Source organism: Pseudomonas sp. Tun-23181, from assembly GCF_057415455.1.
Window position 1 is genome coordinate 2,814,269 of the sequence record NZ_CM171630.1, and the last position, 18,100, is coordinate 2,832,368.

The 18,100-nt window shown below is 63.1% G+C and carries 11 protein-coding genes and 1 pseudogene; 5 read left to right on the forward strand and 7 right to left on the reverse strand.

All coding sequences use genetic code 11. The annotated features are described in order from the left end of the window. Window positions 1–99 precede the first annotated feature (99 nt). The 5 genes and pseudogenes from ACDI39_RS13430 to ACDI39_RS13450 all read right to left on the reverse strand — a co-directional run. Window positions 100–1,344 (reverse strand): HlyD family type I secretion periplasmic adaptor subunit, encoded by a 1,245-nt coding sequence (locus tag ACDI39_RS13430; protein WP_225790709.1) that lies wholly within the window; start codon window positions 1,342–1,344, stop codon window positions 100–102. A 42-nt stretch (window positions 1,345–1,386) separates the two neighbouring features. Then, entirely contained in the window at window positions 1,387–3,567 is a 2,181-nt protein-coding gene (locus ACDI39_RS13435; protein ID WP_225790708.1) for a type I secretion system permease/ATPase, read from the reverse strand. Continuing rightward, window positions 3,564–4,982 (reverse strand): TolC family outer membrane protein, encoded by a 1,419-nt coding sequence (locus ACDI39_RS13440; protein WP_253104009.1) that lies wholly within the window; start codon window positions 4,980–4,982, stop codon window positions 3,564–3,566. Before ACDI39_RS13440 ends, ACDI39_RS13435 begins: the two co-directional genes overlap by 4 nt. Before the next feature lie 246 nt (window positions 4,983–5,228). Beyond that, window positions 5,229–7,223 (reverse strand): BapA/Bap/LapF family large adhesin, encoded by a 1,995-nt coding sequence (locus ACDI39_RS13445; protein WP_262967480.1) that lies wholly within the window; start codon window positions 7,221–7,223, stop codon window positions 5,229–5,231. Between the two features lie 2,904 nt (window positions 7,224–10,127). Then, window positions 10,128–11,024 (reverse strand): annotated as a pseudogene (locus ACDI39_RS13450) (Ig-like domain-containing protein); the annotation flags it as partial. A 501-nt stretch (window positions 11,025–11,525) separates the two neighbouring features. Between ACDI39_RS13450 and ACDI39_RS13455 the strand changes: the two are divergent. From ACDI39_RS13455 to ACDI39_RS13475, 5 genes are all read left to right on the forward strand, one after another. Beyond that, a complete protein-coding gene (locus tag ACDI39_RS13455) occupies window positions 11,526–12,830 on the forward strand; it encodes an IS1380-like element ISPa33 family transposase (protein WP_010793081.1) in 1,305 nt (434 codons plus the stop codon). A 630-nt stretch (window positions 12,831–13,460) separates the two neighbouring features. Continuing rightward, the gene (locus tag ACDI39_RS13460) at window positions 13,461–13,880 is read left to right on the forward strand and encodes a polyribonucleotide nucleotidyltransferase (protein WP_225788670.1); all 420 of its coding nucleotides are present in this window, start codon (window positions 13,461–13,463) and stop codon (window positions 13,878–13,880) included. 19 nt (window positions 13,881–13,899) lie between these two features. Further along, entirely contained in the window at window positions 13,900–14,769 is an 870-nt protein-coding gene (locus ACDI39_RS13465; RefSeq protein ID WP_225788671.1) for a cation diffusion facilitator family transporter, read from the forward strand. Window positions 14,770–15,122: 353 nt separating this feature from the next. Then, the gene (locus tag ACDI39_RS13470) at window positions 15,123–15,599 is read left to right on the forward strand and encodes an Lrp/AsnC family transcriptional regulator (RefSeq protein ID WP_194792105.1); all 477 of its coding nucleotides are present in this window, start codon (window positions 15,123–15,125) and stop codon (window positions 15,597–15,599) included. Window positions 15,600–15,652: 53 nt separating this feature from the next. Beyond that, window positions 15,653–15,856 (forward strand): DUF2788 domain-containing protein, encoded by a 204-nt coding sequence (locus tag ACDI39_RS13475; protein WP_023378567.1) that lies wholly within the window; start codon window positions 15,653–15,655, stop codon window positions 15,854–15,856. A gap of 50 nt (window positions 15,857–15,906) precedes the next feature. On the opposite strand, the gene ACDI39_RS13480 is transcribed toward ACDI39_RS13475, so the two are convergent. Both ACDI39_RS13480 and amn read right to left on the reverse strand, forming a co-directional pair. Beyond that, the gene (locus ACDI39_RS13480; RefSeq protein ID WP_225788672.1) at window positions 15,907–16,536 is read right to left on the reverse strand and encodes a pseudouridine synthase; all 630 of its coding nucleotides are present in this window, start codon (window positions 16,534–16,536) and stop codon (window positions 15,907–15,909) included. Window positions 16,537–16,542: 6 nt separating this feature from the next. Then, window positions 16,543–18,006 carry an AMP nucleosidase gene (gene amn, locus ACDI39_RS13485; RefSeq protein WP_225788673.1) on the reverse strand — a complete coding sequence of 488 codons (1,464 nt, stop codon included), beginning with the start codon at window positions 18,004–18,006 and terminating at the stop codon, window positions 16,543–16,545. Window positions 18,007–18,100: the final 94 nt, after the last annotated feature.

The following is an 18,100-nucleotide window of genomic DNA, read 5'->3' on the forward strand; positions in this document are numbered from 1 at the left end:
ATCACTCCCCCACAGACAGAACATCACTCATTGATTTGGCCGAGAGCTGGAAGCTGCATCTTCTCTGTGCGGCAACCCGCCCCGAAGGCTGGGAACCGCCTAGCGCTCGCGCAGGGCTTCACGCGCCCTATTCATGGGTTTGATCAGGTAATCGAGCACGGTCTTGCGACCGGTCTTGATATCCGCTGTCGCGATCATTCCCGGCACGATAGGAAACGCCTTGCCGGCCTTGTTGTGCAGCTCGTTGTCGTGGGTACGAATGAACACGCGGTAATAGAACACCTCGGGTTTGACTTCGTCCTGGATGGTATCGGGGGAAATCGTCACCACCTTGCCATCCATGCTGCCGTAGATGGCGTAGTCGTAGGCCGTGATCTTGACCTTGGCGTCCTGGTTGGGGTGGATGAACGCGATGTCGCGAGGTGAAATGCGCGCCTCGATCAGTAACTGATCGTCCATCGGCACGATCTGCATCAGACGGCCATTGGGAGGAATGACCCCGCCGATGGTAGTGACCTCGATGTCCTTGACGATCCCGCGCACCGGCGAGCGCAATGTCAGGCGCGAAACCGAGTCGGAACGCCCCTTGAGGATCGACGACAGGGTTTGCACATCGGAGTTGGCCTTGGCCAGCTCCTCGCCGGCGCGCACCAGGTACTCGGAGCGGGACTGGGTGAGTTTGAGCTCGAGCTCGGATTTTTGCCGTTTCAGGCGCAGCACCTCGACGTTGCTCGCGGCACCGACACGGGCCAGGTTCTCGGTGATCTCCAACTCGCTGCGCACCAGCGCCAGGGAGGTCCTGACTCCCGCTTGAGACTCTTCGAGCCCCTTGCGCCGGGTCTGGTACAGGTCGCTTTCGGCCGCCATCAGCGCTGGATAGGCCTTGAGTTCCTCGGGAAATGTCAGCGCGGTGCCATTCACTTCCGCCTGCAACCGGGCAACGCTGGCCAGGGCCGCGCGGTACTTGGCCGCACTCTCGCCGAAGGTGGACTCAGTCTTGGTCGGGTCGAGCTTGGCGAGGATCTCGCCCTGTTCGACGATATCCCCTTCGGCCACGTTGAGCTCGGCAATGATGCCCCCCTCCAGCGATTGGATGACCTGCTCGCGCGAACTCGGAATGACCTTGCCGGTGCCGGTCGACACTTCGTCTATTTCAAACAGGTAGGCCCATATCCCGAACGCCAGCAGCATCAATGCCAGGTACCAGACGATACGCATCGAACGCACCACCGTCGCGTCATCGAGGCTGTCGTCGCGGGACAGGTCGTCGCCCTGGGACGCATCGAGCAGAGGCACCTGGACCTGCCCCTGGCGCCACCTCGAAGCACTCATTTCATTGGCCATCAGCGCTATCCTTCTGTGCAGTCAATTGCATGGGCAGCCGGCTCACTGCACCGGGTTCCTGGGTTTGGAAAGCCGGGCAATGGCGTTGTCCTTCGTGTCATCGATCACCACCGAACCGTTGTCGACGACGATGATGCGATCCACCAGGCTGAGCACGCTCATCCGGTGCGTAGCGATGATCAGCGTGCGCTGCGCACCCCATTGCGCCAGGCTCTGGATCAGCTTGCGCTCGCTGACATCGTCCAGTGCCGCGGTAGGCTCGTCCAACAACACGATCTGCGGCTGGCGAATGATCAGCCGCGACAGCAACAGCGACTGCCGCTGGCCACCGGAGAGGCCGAGCCCACCTTCCAGAATCATGTGGTCCATGCCCAGCGGGAGCTTGCTGATGAACTCCAGCGCCCCGGTCAGCGCCAGGGCGTCGAGAACCTCCTGGTCGCTGGCGTGGGGCGTGCCCATCACCAGGTTTTCCCGCAAGGTGCCGTGGAACAGCCGGGAGTTCTGAGTCAGCAGGCCCACGTCGCGGCGCACATCGGCCGGGTCGATGTGACCCAAGCCCACGCCATCCAGCGTCAGCGACCCTGAGCTGAGGTCGATCATGCCGGCCATCGCCTGCAGCAAGGTCGATTTGCCCGCGCCATTACGGCCAAGCACCGCGATGCGCTCGCCCGGAACGATCTTCAAGTCCTTGACCGTCAAGGCCGGTACGGGTGCATCCTCGCTGTACTTGAACACCGCCTGCTTGAACTCATAGTCGCCACGGACCACAGGCAGGTGCACACGCTTGCTGCCATCGGCCTGGTCGACCGGCATCTGCATGATCCGATGCAAACCCTGCAGGGCCACCTTGGCCTGTTGCCAACGCGTCAGCACGACGGTGATCTGCGACATCGGCGCCACCATGCGCGAAGCCAGGATCGATGCAGCGACCAGGCTACCGGTGGTCATGTCGCCCGCCATCACCATCGGCGCACCGAACACCACCACCACCGCGAATACGCCCCCCTGCACGCTGTGCGTCCAGGTCACCAGCCCGTTGGTGAGCGTGCGCAAGCGCAAGCCAGCCTCGGCAGCGGTCGCGTTGTAGTGGTTCCATTGTTGCTGGAAACGCTGCTCGGCCTGGAGCATCTTGATGTCTTCCAGGCCTTGCACAGTCTCCACCAGCATGGCGCTACGCAGCGAACTTTCACGCATCGACTGGTTGGCCAGCCTGGCCAGGCTGCGCTGCGACAACACCCCCGGGATCAACAGCAACAGCACAGAGCCAAGCGGCACGGCCACCAGCGGCCCGGCAATGAACCAGTAGATCACCAGGAACATCAGGAAGAATGGCAGGTCGGCCAAGGCGCTGGCGGTGCTCGAGGTAATCAGCTCGCGAAGCTGTTCAAGCTCGCGCAACTGCGAGATGAACGAACCGGTGGATTTCGGCCTGGCGCTATTACGCAGGCGAATGGCATGACCGAAGACCAGGTCCGACACCCGCATGTCTGCGCGTTTGCCCAGCAGGTCGGTGATCCGCACGCGTGTGATGCGCAAGATGAAGTCGAAAGACAACGCCAGCATCACCCCACCGAACAGCACGTAAAGGGTCGGCATCGACTCGGCTGGCACCACACGGTCATACACCTGCATCGAGAACAGCACCCCGGCCAACCCCAGGACGTTCGCCGCCAGCGACGCCAACATGACATGGCCATACGGGCGCAAGTCGCGCAGGATGATGTTCCTGAACCAGCTTTTCTCGTAAGGCTTGATGTAATCGTCGACCCGGGAATCCCTGACCGCTTGCGCCGGTCGCAGAATCAGGACCTTGCGCACGGCATTGACCAGGTCCGTACGGTTGATGCGGCTTTGCAGGCCCTGGTCACCGCTGTAGACGATCCCCAGTTCGTCGTCGCTGATCGTCTGCAGCACGCCGATCTGGCCATCGTCGAACTGCAGCACCAGTGGCAGGCGCCGCTGCGCCAGCAGCGCGGGGGTGAAGGCGACGATCTTCAGACTCAGCCCAGCCTGGCGCGCCATCTGGCGCAGCACCTGGTCGACACTCGCCCCTTGGCTCCACTGGCTGGCGATGCGTACATTCTGCGCCGAGCAATCCAAGCGATTGTGCCGCGCGACAGCCAATATCGCCTCCAGCCAGCCTTCGTAGTCGAGCGCGTTAGCCACCTCCAAGGTCTGCGGGTCAGTGGTGCTCGGGGTCGCAACGTTCACTGCATCGTTCATGGTCGAATCTCCACACCTTGGATCGTACTGCTGTCCAGATTGAACGCCGTGCGCAGGGCGCTGCTGTTATAGAGGCACTCGATTTCCAGGCGATGCAGGTCGGCGCGGGTGTTGGCCCGATCCATGGCAGCCTGGTGGATTTCCTGCTCGGCGTTCAGCAGGTCGAGCAGCGGCCGCGTGCCCAGCTCGAGGTATTGCTGGCGATACAAGTCGCGGGTTTCGGAAATGCTGCGCTCACGAAAATCCAGGGTCGACAGCCGCTGCTCGAGGCTGGAGGTCTGGTCGCGAGCCTCGAGCAAGCCCTGGCGCACGGCCAGGCGCGCGGCATCGTTGGCCGCCTCGGCAGCCCGCAGCGCCTGAGCGGCCGCCGATTTGCGGGCCGTGATGGCGCCGCCTTGGTACAGCGGCACCTCCACGTTGATGAAGATCCCGTAGCGCGTGCGATCACGCCCGCCGACAGTGCCATTCTCATCGTTGCTGTCCAGGTACTGGGTCAGCGAAGGATCCAACGAAACCGTCGGCAACCCCTCGGCCCGCGCCAGGGCAATTTGCGCCTGGGCATCGGCCTGCTGAGCCTGAGCGATCAACAATGATGGTGTCAGCACCTGGTCAGCATCGATGCCTTGGCAGGACTGGCGCAGAGCGGCAGGCATCGCGGTGCTGACACTGACTGGGGCCTGCGTACCGAGCAGGTTGCCCAGGGCCGTGCGCCAGCGCTTGTAGAGCGCGGTGTATTGAAGTTGCGTCGCAATGGCTGCCTCGACCCGCGAGCGAGCCTGGATCATGTCGGAGCGGGTGCTGGCGCCCATATCGCTGCGCTGCTGGGCCAACTCGGCGATGGCCGTAAGCCCCTTGACCTGCGCGCGAGAAATGTCGAGCAACGCCTGGTAGCGCTGCAGTTCGATCATGGCAAAGGCGGTATCGCGCGCCACCTGGTCAATGGCCAGCAGGACCGCAGCCTGCTGGCCATTGACCCGGGCCACTGCGCTGTCCACCGCACTGTCCACCTTGCCGAAGTCATACAGCATCTGCGAGACCGACAGGGTGAAGGTCTGGCTTTGACCATTACCGGTCAGGCCGCTGTCATAACCGCTGTTGAAACCGCCACGAATCTGCGGGTAATAACCCGCCCGGGCGATGGTGACATTGTCATGTTGCTGGTAAAGCTGACCGATCGATTCTGCAATGGCAGGATGCCAGGCAACGGCCAATTGGATGGCACGCGGCAGGTCGAGGTTGTCGGGCACCACATTCCTGGGGGCGGCCACCTGGCCGGCACCGAATGAGTCACCCGGTAAATGCTTGCCCACATCGCTTGGGCTGATGGAATTGATATGTTCGGGTTCGTAGTCACGTGTCAGTGCCACGGCCCTCTCGGTAGTCAATGGTTGTACGGCGAAGACCAACAACGCCACAAACAGGAACTCGAACCGATCCTTGGGTTTCAAGTAATGCTCCATTATCAGCTTGGGCTGAAAAAGATTGGCGCTTACTTGCCATGCAGCCCATTCGGTTTCAGGAACATGCACGGCATCACTCAACGTCAGGGTGTAACGCCCGGGCGGTGAGCAATACGCCGCCCTGGCGTTACGGTTGATGGCTAACGGAATGAGCAGAGAACGCCAGGCCTTACGGCCTGACGCTCTGCGCCTGCAACATGGTCAAACCACGTTGATACCGCTCTGTACCCAGAGTTGATGGGTTTCATCTTCCTGGCTGACGTACACCACGTACTCCTGTCCATTCTCCAGTTGAGTGGAAACCATCGACCAGTCACCGGTCAGATGGACGCTGTCTTGCTCGTCGCCCTGGATAAACAATCTATCCGTCTCGGGCGCCGTCACTGCCACCAGGTCTTCCAGACTCACGGTCAGCTCGACCGCGCTGAAGTCGTTCAGGTCGATGCTCTCGATGTCGCTGACATTACCGACCAGCAAGCTCAAGTTGATCGTCGCATCGTCACCCTCCCACAACAGCGTGTCAGGGCCTGCCGCGCCATCCACCGATACGAACCCGGTGTCATGGGCTGTCGTCTGATCAGCACCTTCGGCACTTGCGGTACCTTCGGTGCCGCCCTCGATCGTGGCGTGTGACGCCTCGTCCAGCGGCGAGGCTGCTGCGAAGCCTGGGGCTTCGGTGGCAGGATCGCCTGGATTGTCATCGTCCCAGACAAAATCAAGATCCGGCGAGTCGAGGCGTACGTACAAGGTTGCGGTGTCCTCCTGGCCACCTGGTGCGGTGATCTTGTAGCTGAAGCTGTCCACGTTGCCGAGGTCAGCCAGTGCCAGGCCTGGGGTCGGCGTGTAGACGTAATCACCGTTCGCATGCAGCGTCAGCGTGCCGTATTGACCCTGCACCACGGCTCCGGTTTGACCCGGTATGACGTAGACCCCGTCGACCAACACACTCAGCACTGCCAGCGTCGAGCCGAGGCTGTCTGCCGGCGAGTGAGCACTCTGCGCCAGGACGTTGCCCGTTGCAGCGATGGCCTCACCCGTGACGAACTCATTCGCATAGGTGGTGGTCAGCGTCTGGCTGACGGTAATCGTACCCGCCAACGATACGGCCCCCGTTGCCCCGGTCACCCGGTACGTACCGGCCTCCAGCCCGGTGAAGGTGAAGTTGGAGCTGGTCGTGGTCTGGCCCGTGGACACCCAGCTGGTTCCGTTGAACACCTCCAACGTGAGTGTGGTTGTCGGGAACAACCCAACGCCGGAGAACTGGACACTGACGGTAAGGTCGGCCGTAGTATCGGCCTCCACTACGATCTCCGCGCCAGTACCTCTCCCGGTACCGATGAGCAGCGGCGTCGAGTACTGCAATGCCGTCAGGCTTTCAGTCTCTACCAGGTTGTCGCGGTCGATCATTGCCGTTCCGATGTCATCGGTGGCAACCACCTCCACAACACCCTCCGCCGACGGATCGTCAGGGCTCCAGGTCACCGTCGAGTCGCTGCCGTCGATGCGCACGTAGAGGGTGGCCGAAGCCGTGCCGCCTGCCGCTGTCTCCAGTCGATACTCGAAGGTATCGACCTTGCCGATGTTCGCCACATCGCCATTTGGCGTGTAGCTGTAGTCGCCATTGGCAAAGATCGTCAGGTCGCCGTACAGCCCGTGCACAACGGTACCGACCGCAGGATCGTCACCGATCTCCACATCGTTGACGGCCGTGACCGTGGCATCCCCTGCCGCACCTGGGGAGTCCGGCACGCCTGCAAAGCCATCGTCGGTGATGACATTGCCGCTGACCTCACCGCCTGTTGCAGTGAAATCGACCAGGCTGGCGTTATCGACGCTCAGTTGTGCTGTGGCGCTTGCGCCAACTGCCACCAGGGCGGGGTCCATGGAGAGCGTGAAGCGATACTCACCTGCTGCCAGGCCTTCGATTTTCGCGCTGGTGTTACCCGAACCGAACAACCCAAGCAGATCGAGCAAGCCACCGCCTACGCTTCCCTGGTCTACCGGAATCCAGCCGCCAGCTCCGTCGCTGACCTCGAGTACCGCAGTGAACCCGCTACCCAGCACGGAGGCAAGATCACCGGAGCCGAAGGACAGGTTCAAGGTGCCGGTACTTTCATCCGCTACGGTGAACTCCTGCGACAACTCAGGCACACCGAGCTGAATGCCACCTACTCCCAGCAGCGTGAACACGTTCATGCTGTCGAGCCCGGTGTTGGTCGTAACCGGGGTTACGGTCAGTTCGGCAGTTGCGACGTCGTCGAAGGCTTCCAGATCGGCATCCGCGTCGGCATCAGCATCAGCGTCGGCGTCGGCGTCGGCGTCGGCGTCGGCGTCAGCATCCGCGTCAGCATCCGCATCCGCATCCGCATCGGCGTCGGCATCGGCATCGGCATCGGCGTCGGCGTCAGCGTCGGCATCCGCATCCGCATCCGCATCGGCGTCGGCATCAGCATCAGCATCGGCGTCGGCATCCGCATCCGCATCCGCATCGGCATCGGCATCGGCATCGGCATCGGCATCGGCATCGGCGTCGGCGTCGGCGTCAGCGTCGGCATCCGCATCCGCATCCGCATCCGCATCCGCATCCGCATCGGCGTCGGCGTCGGCGTCGGCGTCGGCGTCGGCATCAGCATCAGCATCAGCATCAGCGTCGGCGTCGGCGTCGGCGTCAGCGTCGGCATCGGCGTCAGCGTCGGCGTCGGCGTCAGCATCCGCGTCGGCATCCGCGTCAGCATCAGCATCAGCATCGGCGTCAGCGTCGGCATCGGCATCGGCATCGGCATCGGCATCCGCGTCAGCATCAGCGTCGGCATCCGCATCGGCGTCGGCATCGGCGTCGGCATCCGCATCGGCGTCGGCGTCGGCGTCGGCGTCGGCGTCGGCATCAGCATCGGCGTCAGCATCCGCATCGGCATCGGCATCGGCATCGGCATCGGCGTCGGCGTCGGCGTCGGCGTCAGCATCCGCGTCGGCATCCGCGTCAGCATCAGCATCAGCATCAGCATCGGCGTCAGCGTCAGCGTCAGCGTCAGCGTCGGCGTCGGCGTCGGCGTCGGCGTCGGCGTCAGCGTCGGCATCGGCATCGGCGTCAGCGTCGGCGTCAGCATCCGCGTCGGCATCCGCGTCAGCATCAGCATCAGCATCAGCATCGGCGTCAGCGTCGGCATCGGCATCGGCATCGGCATCGGCATCGGCATCAGCATCAGCGTCAGCATCCGCGTCGGCATCCGCGTCAGCATCAGCATCAGCATCAGCATCAGCATCAGCATCAGCATCAGCATCAGCATCAGCGTCGGCATCCGCATCGGCGTCAGCATCGGCGTCGGCGTCGGCGTCGGCGTCGGCGTCGGCATCCGCATCCGCATCCGCATCGGCGTCGGCGTCGGCATCAGCATCAGCATCAGCGTCGGCGTCGGCGTCAGCGTCGGCATCGGCGTCAGCGTCGGCGTCGGCGTCGGCGTCGGCGTCAGCATCCGCGTCGGCATCCGCGTCAGCATCAGCATCAGCATCGGCGTCAGCGTCGGCATCGGCATCGGCATCGGCATCGGCATCAGCGTCAGCATCCGCGTCGGCATCCGCGTCAGCATCAGCATCAGCGTCGGCATCCGCATCGGCGTCGGCATCGGCGTCGGCATCCGCATCGGCGTCGGCGTCGGCGTCGGCATCAGCATCGGCGTCAGCATCCGCATCGGCATCGGCATCGGCATCGGCATCGGCATCGGCGTCGGCGTCGGCGTCGGCGTCGGCGTCGGCGTCGGCGTCAGCATCGGCATCGGCATCGGCATCGGCGTCAGCGTCGGCGTCGGCATCAGCATCGGCGTCAGCATCAGCATCAGCATCAGCATCAGCGTCGGCATCGGCGTCGGCATCCGCGTCGGCATCGGCATCGGCATCAGCATCGGCGTCGGCATCGGCATCGGCATCGGCATCCGCGTCGGCGTCGGCGTCGGCGTCAGCATCCGCGTCGGCATCCGCGTCAGCATCAGCGTCGGCGTCGGCATCCGCATCGGCGTCAGCATCCGCGTCGGCGTCGGCATCCGCGTCAGCATCAGCATCAGCATCAGCATCAGCATCGGCGTCAGCGTCAGCGTCGGCATCGGCATCGGCATCGGCGTCGGCGTCGGCGTCGGCATCGGCATCGGCATCGGCATCGGCATCAGCATCAGCATCAGCGTCGGCATCCGCATCGGCGTCGGCGTCGGCATCGGCGTCGGCATCGGCGTCGGCATCGGCATCGGCATCCGCGTCAGCATCAGCATCAGCATCAGCATCCGCGTCAGCATCAGCGTCGGCATCCGCATCGGCGTCGGCGTCGGCGTCGGCGTCAGCGTCGGCATCCGCATCCGCATCGGCGTCGGCGTCGGCGTCGGCGTCGGCGTCGGCGTCGGCGTCGGCGTCGGCGTCGGCGTCGGCATCAGCATCGGCGTCAGCATCCGCATCCGCATCCGCATCCGCATCGGCGTCAGCATCCGCGTCAGCGTCAGCGTCAGCGTCAGCGTCAGCATCAGCGTCGGCATCCGCATCCGCGTCGGCATCGGCATCGGCATCGGCGTCAGCATCCGCGTCAGCGTCAGCGTCAGCATCCGCATCCGCATCGGCGTCAGCATCAGCGTCGGCATCCGCGTCGGCATCGGCATCGGCATCGGCGTCGGCGTCGGCATCAGCATCGGCGTCAGCATCCGCATCGGCGTCAGCATCCGCGTCAGCATCCGCATCCGCATCCGCATCCGCATCCGCATCCGCATCAGCATCAGCATCAGCATCAGCATCAGCATCAGCATCAGCATCGGCGTCAGCATCGGCGTCGGCGTCGGCATCCGCGTCGGCGTCAGCATCCGCGTCAGCATCCGCGTCAGCATCAGCATCAGCATCAGCATCAGCATCAGCATCAGCATCAGCATCAGCATCAGCATCAGCATCAGCATCAGCATCAGCATCAGCATCAGCATCAGCATCAGCATCAGCATCAGCATCAGCATCAGCATCAGCATCAGCATCAGCATCAGCATCAGCGTCAGCGTCAGCGTCCGTGTCATCAATATCTGGTGCAGTTACTTCGACTGGGGCCGAGATATTTCCTGCAGCATCGGTCAACGTCACCGTGAGGGTTTCTTCGTTGACCTGAGGGGAATTCAGCACGACTTCGAAGGTGCCATCGGGACCTACGGTACCGGTACCGATCACCTTGCCATCGGCATCCTTGATGGTGACGGTGGTATTGGGTTCGCCCTTGCCGCTGACGGTGGTGCCATCGGCACTGACGGCTAAATCTGTCGGCGCATTGGGGGCCGTGGTGTCGTCTGCGGTGATCGTGCTGGGAGGGGACACATTGCCAGCAGCGTCAGTGAGGGTGACTTCGACTGTTTCGCCATTGGTTTGCGGGGTATTCAGGTTGACGTGGAAGTTGCCATCCGAGCCCACGATCCCTGTGGCGATGACTTGCCCATTCGCGTCCTTGACCGTCACAGTCAAACCCGGCTTGCCCCTGCCGCTCAGTACCGTTCCGGCACTATTGAAAGCAAGGTCGGTAGGCGCATCCGGTGTAGTCGAACTGGCATCACCGCCGCCGCCGCTGCCGCTACTGCTTCCGCTACCATTGAGGAAGAACATCGAGGCAAGGCCGCCAACCCCCAGCAGACTCAACCCCCAGGTCACCCAGTCCGGCGTCGCGGCAGCGGTCAGATCATCAAGGGCGCCGATCTCGCTAAAGGTAAAACCGGAGTACGGTGAAGAGTAACTTCCCAGGAGCAGGGTCCCATCGGCCTCTTCCAGTACCAACTGGTTGGCCTCGCCACTGGCCACAAAGAAATTCTGGACCGTGACCGTGCCACCGGACTTGAGCGTGATGACCAGGTTCGTGCCCGACTGTTGCATCGACTGGATGCTACTCGGGCTAATGGGCACTTTTACAATACTGGTTCCGTTCAGGGCGACGTTACCGAACGCATGTTCGGTCGCCGCCCCCGTCGCCTTGTCGACAATTACAATATTATTCATCGCACACCTGTCTTTGCTTCAGCTAGTCAATCCCATAACAAAGCAACCCGAACGCGTGCGCAGCCGCTTAAAAGGCGACTGGGCATTCGAATGAGCGAAAGTTATATAAAAAGATTCAGTCCAGAGGCTGGACCTAGCCCACACCCGAGCGCTCACTGGGCACGTGATATTTCACGCGCCCAGTGAGCGTTGAGTTTGAATTGCATAAGGGAATTGCAACGACATGCTGCATGGGGGTGAGACAATAGAACCTGCGTTCGCAGAGGGACCTGATCACCTTAGAGACTCCCTGTCTGTTACCCGTCATCGGGGTTCGCGCCCTTTCTCCAAGCGTCCCGAGCACACTTGTAAAAGGTGCAAGAGGTCAGCGTAAACCCGTCGCGATCGGACTTCTCAAGCACACTAACCCGGATTTCTCATGACCGCATAAACAAAAACGGCTGAAAGCCTTATGATTCTTGTCGCCAAACAAAGCCCCATAAGTCTTCAGCCGCGCACAAAATGCTACCAGAAAAACTCCACTTTTCACCCCTCTCTCGCCGCCTCGTCGAGGCCTCTTTCACCGGTGGTCACATCACCTCGGATGCGGGCTTGTTGCTGCTGCGCGAGGTCGACCGGCAACATGGCTTGACCCGCCGCCTGGCCAAAATCGTTCCCGATCGGCGTGATCCTGGGCGTGTCCAGCATGGACTGCAGACACTGCTCGCCCAGCGTATCTATGCACTGGCCGCCGGCTACGAGGATCTCAACGATCATGACGGCCTGCGCCATGACTACGCGCTGCAGACTGCGGTCAACCGCCTGCAACCGCTGGCCGGCAAATCCACTCTGGGGCGCCTGGAACAGCAAGCCGATCGCGAAACGGTGGTGCAAGCCCATCGCCTGCTGTGGGAGCACTTCATCGCCCAGCATGACCAGGCGCCGGCTGAGATCGTGCTCGACTTCGATGCGACCGATGTGCCGGTGCATGGAGATCAGGAAGGGCGCTTCTTCCATGGCTATTACGACCATTACTGCTTCCTGCCGCTCTATGTGTTCTGTGGTCGCCATCTGCTGGTGAGCTATTTGCGCCCGAGCAACATCGATGGCGCCCGACACAGTTGGGCCATCCTGGCACTGCTGGTCAAGTTCATTCGCCGCTTCTGGCCAGAGACCCGCATCGTGTTCCGCGGTGACGGCGGTTTTTGCCGACATCGCATGCTCGACTGGTGTGACCGCAAGCAGGTGGATTATGTGGTGGGTCTGGCCCGCAACACCCGCCTGCAGCGGATGGCGGCGCCGGCCATGCAAGCGGTCGCCGAGGCCTACCAAGAAACCGGGCAGAAGATGTCCGGCGTGTATCGCTTCCTCTATCAGGCCGGTAGTTGGCGTAGGCGCCGCCTGGTCGTGTCGCGCCTGGAACATGGCGAGCAGGGTGCCAATCCACGCTTCATCGTCGTGTCCCGCTTTGCCGAGGATGCTGCCCAGCAGTACTACGAAGACTACTGCGGCCGTGGCGACATGGAGAATCGGATCAAGGACCAACAGTTGGATCTGTTCGCCGACCGCACCTCCAGCCCACGCTGGTGGACCAACCAGTGGCGGCTGATGCTGTCGGCCTTTGCCTATGTGCTGTTCGAACGGCTACGCGATCATCTCCAGGGCACCGCATTGGCGCGCATGAGCATCCATAACCTGCGCTTGAAACTGCTCAAGATCGGTGCGGTGATCATTCGCAACAGCCGGCGCATCCGCGTGCTGATCAGCGAGGCCTATCCGCATCAGGAACTCTTTGCGGGGCTGGTTGCCCGCCTCAAGCCGACCTGAACAGGCGGGCGCCCCCGGCCCGGCTCAATGGGGGAAAGGGGGCAGTGCGCCCCATACGCGGGAATTGAATAAAAAACGATCAATTTTTAGCGGTGGAAGGCAGGTTGTTGATACGCCGAGGCTTCACCGGCCACGCCTGCCGGCCTCATGAGAAATCCGGGCTAAATAACGGGTCGCTTGCGGGGATACTAGCAATCAAAAAACCGGTGTCAAAGAAAAAGTTCAACTTGTCAATACCCGCACAAAAACAATGTAAAACCCAGTTAAACATTGATGAGCAGACAATTAGAACCTGCGATTACTGGGTGACAATTTCATTATCATAAAATAATATCCAGGTAGACCTACCCGCACACTTGCCCCCCCAGTACATGCCAACGCCATTCGTGTGTCGTTACTAAAAAAGATTTCTCAGCTGGGCTGATGTTTCCGCTCTTTGCAGGTGCACAGCCTCGCCGTGTCCGAGAGCCGCCAAGGGCAGGCAGAACGGCATCGATTGGTAATGAAATCATGATGGCCCTGGAACCATCGCCCGCGTATAACGGCGAACCGGGCCTGCCCTGCCATGGTCTTAGTAGCAGGCGCAGGCGTTTTGGCCTGCCCCTTCGTGGTTACTTTTCGGAGATTCAAATGCGCATCCATTCCCGCGTCATCGGTGGCGCACTCATCGCCACCTTGCTGATCCAGCTGACGGCCTGCGGCACCTTGTTCTACCCAGACCGTCGCGGTCAGATCGAAGGCAAGATCGACCCTGTTGTCGCCGCCATGGACGCCATCGGTATTCTTTTCTATGTCATTCCCGGCCTGATCGCCTTCGGCATCGACTTCGCCACGGGCGCCATCTACTACCCAGGGGGCCACACCGCCCAAGTCGACCCTGCCAAGCTCAAGCCCGCCATCGACGCCGACGGCCGGGTCGACAACACCAGGCTGCAGGCTATTCTCGAAAGCGAACTGGGCCAGCGCCTGCCGCTGAACGACCCGCGGCTGATCCAGCACCGCGGCAGCGTCGAGCAACTGGCCGCCTACGGCCTGGTACCGGCCGCCTGACAAGGACGACACCCGCGGCATGACCCAACCCGCCGAACATCGACACCTGCTGCGCCTGGCCACCCGTGCTTCGCTCGCGGTGGCCGGCATCCTGGTGCTGAGCAAGGCAGTGGCCTGGTGGCTGAGCGGCTCGGTCAGCCTGCTGGCGGGCCTGACCGACTCGGCGCTGGACGCCGTGGCCTCCTTCCTCAACCTGCTCGCCGTACACTATGCCTTGCGCCCGGCGGACGACGACCACCGCTTCGGCCATGGCAAGGCCGAGGCCCTGGCCGGCATGGCGCAGGCGCTGTTCGTCGGGGTCAGCGCGGTGCTGGTCGGGGTGCAGGCGGTCGAGCGCCTGCAGTCGCCGCAGCCGTTGGGCGACACAGCCACCGGCATCGGCGTGATGTTACTCTCGCTGGTCCTGACCCTGGCCCTGCTGGCCTTCCAGCGCAAGGTCATCCGCGCCACCGGTTCCACAGCGGTGCGCGCCGACTCGCTGCACTACCGCTCCGACCTGCTGCTCAACGGCAGCATCCTGCTGGCCCTGCTGCTGGCTCGCTTCGGCTGGCCGCAGCTGGATGCCGTGTTCGGCCTGGGGATTGCCTTCTACATCCTCTGGAGCGCCACCCAGATCGCCCGCGAGAGCACAGCGATCCTGATGGACAAGGAGCTGCCGGCCGACATCGGCGAGCGCATGCTCGAGCTGGCATGCGCCATCCCCGGGGTCAGGGGCGCCCACGACTTGCGCACGCGGGTGTCGGGTAGCCACTGGTTCGTCCAATTGCACCTGGAGCTGCCTGGCGAGTTGCCGCTGCATGAGGCCCATGAGCTGTGCGAGCAGGCGTCGCAAGCGATCCGCCAGCGTTATCCGAGGGCGGATGTGTTGGTGCATGCCGATCCAGTTTGATGCAATCGCGCAGCCCATGACGCCAAGCTCGCGCCCATGAAAAAAGGGAGGCCATTGGCCTCCCTCTGGGAATTGTCGTCCGTGCTCGGCACTTGTGGCGCCGGCTCACCTCACGCCGTCTTCTGGACGGTGCGTAGCCCGGGGGCCTGGCGGGTCCTGTTGGATGGCCTGGCCGCGACGGCCCTCCTGGGGCCTGTCGCCGTGGACTGAAGTCCGGGCAGTGATTCTGTGGATAAAGATACGGGAAGCACCGCAGCAGAGGATTGCGAATATTGCTCTGATAAATAGCACTTGCGCAATTTTTCACCCTGGATCGATAATCCTCAGCAATCCGAACAGAAAAGGTCCCCTCCATGAGCAAGCTCGACCGCTATGACCTGAGCATCCTCGCCGAATTGCAGCGCGATGCGCGTATCTCCAACCAGGAACTGGCCGAACGCATCGGCCTGTCCCCCTCCCCTTGCTCGCGGCGGGTCAAGCAACTGGAAGACGACGGCTACATCTCGCGCCAGGTGGCGCTGCTGGATCGCAAGAAACTCGGCCTGAGCCTCACGGCCTACGTGCTGATCGGCATGGACCGACACACTCCCGAGCGCTTCGAGGCTTTCGAGGCGGCCATCCGCAGCCTGCCCCAGGTTCTGGAGTGCAGCCTGGTCACCGGTATGGATGCCGACTACCAGCTCAAGGTGGTGGTGCCGGACATGGACCACTACCAGAAACTGCTGCTAGGCAGCCTGACCCGCATCGAGGGCGTCACCAGCGTGCGCTCGAGCTTCGTCCTCAACCAAGTCCTGGCCAGCACCGAGCTGCCCCTGACCCACCTGCGTTGACCGCCCCGGCGCCCGGTGTATGATCGGGCGCTCAGCCTGCCTGGAGAACACCGATGGATCCTGCAGTATTCGAAGAATGGATGATGATCGTCCTCGTCACCGTGTTGATCGGCTTCATGGGCTTCATCGTCTGGGACCTGGCGAAGAAGTCCAAGGCGGGCCGTTTCGGCACCCTGATCCTGTTCTTCGTCCTGGGCCTGGGCGTGCTCGCCTTCATCATCAAGAGCGTGGTGGTGGGGTTCCTGGAAGGGGTCTAGCGGCTTTGCGCCGATGCACATCAAGCGGTGCTTTGGGGCTTACCTCCGTCTCAAACCTTCGGCGAGACTTCGCGCCAGCAGCCCTGCTCCAGCCCCTCGATCGTCCAGTCGCCAATCCGCACCCGCACCAGGCGCAAGGTGGGCAACCCTACCGCCGCCGTCATGCGCCGCACCTGGCGGTTACGCCCCTCACGGATCACCAGTTCCAGCCAATGGGTCGGCACGCTCTTGCGAAACCGCACCGGCGGGTTGCGCGGCCACAAGTCAGGCTCGTCCAGGCGACGCGCCTCGGCTGGCAGGGTCGGCCCGTCATTGAGTTCGACACCGTCACGCAGGCGCTGTAGCTGCTCTTCGCTAGGCTCGCCTTCCACCTGTACCCAGTAGGTTTTCGCCAGTTTGTGCTTCGGGTCGGCGATGCGCGCCTGCAGGCGGCCGTCATTGGTCAGCAGCAACAGGCCTTCGCTGTCGCGATCCAGGCGCCCGGCCGGGTAGACACCCGGGATATCGATGTAGTCCTTGAGCGTGGCGCGCCCTTCGCCGTCGCTGAACTGGGTCAGCACGTCGAACGGCTTGTTGAACAGGATCAGGCGGGGCTCGGCCGGTGGCGCCTTGGGTTGGCGCCTTGGACCGGCAGGCCGCACCGGGGGGCGGCGTGGCTTGGAACGGGGTGGCAGGGACATGGATCCTCAGCGGAACGGCGGCTCGTCGAAGCTGCGCAGTTTACGCGAGTGCAGCGAATTGAGCTCGGTACGCAGCAGGTCGAGGGCGGCGATGCCAATCTTCAGGTGCTGGCTGACGGCGCGGTTGTAGAAGGCATTGGCCGAACCGGGCAGCTTGATCTCGCTGTGCAACGGCTTGTCCGAGACGCACAGCAAGGTGCCATACGGCACACGCAGGCGATAACCCTGGGCAGCGATGGTGCCGCTTTCCATGTCCACCGCCACGGCACGGGACAGGTTGATCAGCGGCCGCTCCTGGGCCCAGCGCAGTTCCCAGTTGCGGTCGTCGTAGGTCAGCACGGTGCCGGTGCGCAGGCGCTTCTTCAATTGCTCGCCGCGTTCGCCGGTGACCTGCGCCGCCGCCTCCTGCAGCGCCAGCTGCACTTCGGCCAGCGCCGGGATGGGGATGTTCGGCGGCACCACCCGGTCGAGGATGCCATCACGGCGCATGTAGGCGTGGGCCAGCACGTAGTCGCCGATGGTCTGCGACTGGCGCAGGCCGCCGCAGTGGCCGATCATCAGCCAGCAGTGCGGGCGCAGCACGGCCAAGTGGTCGGTGATGTTCTTGGCGTTGGACGGGCCGACCCCGATGTTGACCAGGGTAACCCCATCGCCGTCCGCGGCGATCAGGTGGTAGGCCGGCATCTGGTAGCGGTGCCAGACCACGCTGGCCACCAGGGCCTGGGTCTCGCCATCGTCCATGCCCTTCTCGATCACCACGTTGCCCGGCAGCACCATGCGCACGAAGCGCGGATCGTCGCGCAGTTGCTCCAGGCCATGGCCGATGAACTGGTCGACGTAGCGGTGGTAGTTGGTCAGCAGGATCCAGGGCTGCACATGGCGCCAGTCGCTGCCGGTGTAGTGCACCAGGCGACGCAGGGAGAAGTCTACGCGGGCGGCGTCGAACAGCGCCAGCGGCAGGGTTTCGGCGCTGCCCCAGTCGTACAGGCCATCGGCGATGTTGTCGGTGGCCGCCGACAGGTCGGTGCTGGGGAAGACCCGCGCCAGCTCCGCGGCGGTGATGCCGCTGCCGGCCAGCTCGTCGCCCTGGTCGACCACGTAGGGGTAAGGGATGTTCTGCTCGCTGACACCGACTTCGAGGGTCACGGTGTAGTCGTGCATCAGCGGCCGCAGTTGCTCCAGCAGATAGCCACGGAAGGCCGCCGGCTGGGTGATGGTGACGCTGTAGGTGCCGGCCACCTGGACCTTGGCATAGGCCCGGGTGGTGGCGGCGACCTCGCCCTGGCTGTAGTAGGTCAGGCGCAGGGCCGGGTAGCGAAACAGCGCGCGCTGGTCGTCGTCCGGCTCGGTGCGGTCCTTCAGGTAGCGCTTGAGGGCCTGGCTGAGGGCCCCGGTAGCCTGTTCATGCAAGGCCGCCAGACGGTCGACGGCCTGTTCAGGGGTATCAACGACTACAAACGCTTGGCTCACGCTGGGCTTCCTGTCTTCTGGGCATGCATGGCTCCATCTTGCCTGCGTTCGAAGGCAAATACATCCCCATGGAGCGGCGTTGCCCTCTTCGCGG

Coding starts and splice junctions, on each gene's coding strand:
- ACDI39_RS13470 (WP_194792105.1), top strand. CDS start 15,123: ATGAGCAAGCTCGACCGCTATGACCTGAGCATCCTCGCCGAATTGCAG.
- ACDI39_RS13475 (WP_023378567.1), top strand. CDS start 15,653: ATGGATCCTGCAGTATTCGAAGAATGGATGATGATCGTCCTCGTCACC.
- ACDI39_RS13480 (WP_225788672.1), bottom strand. CDS start 16,536: ATGTCCCTGCCACCCCGTTCCAAGCCACGCCGCCCCCCGGTGCGGCCT.
- ACDI39_RS13435 (WP_225790708.1), bottom strand. CDS start 3,567: ATGAACGATGCAGTGAACGTTGCGACCCCGAGCACCACTGACCCGCAG.
- ACDI39_RS13445 (WP_262967480.1), bottom strand. CDS start 7,223: ATGAACGTGTTCACGCTGCTGGGAGTAGGTGGCATTCAGCTCGGTGTG.
- ACDI39_RS13465 (WP_225788671.1), top strand. CDS start 13,900: ATGACCCAACCCGCCGAACATCGACACCTGCTGCGCCTGGCCACCCGT.
- ACDI39_RS13430 (WP_225790709.1), bottom strand. CDS start 1,344: ATGGCCAATGAAATGAGTGCTTCGAGGTGGCGCCAGGGGCAGGTCCAG.
- ACDI39_RS13460 (WP_225788670.1), top strand. CDS start 13,461: ATGCGCATCCATTCCCGCGTCATCGGTGGCGCACTCATCGCCACCTTG.
- ACDI39_RS13455 (WP_010793081.1), top strand. CDS start 11,526: ATGCTACCAGAAAAACTCCACTTTTCACCCCTCTCTCGCCGCCTCGTC.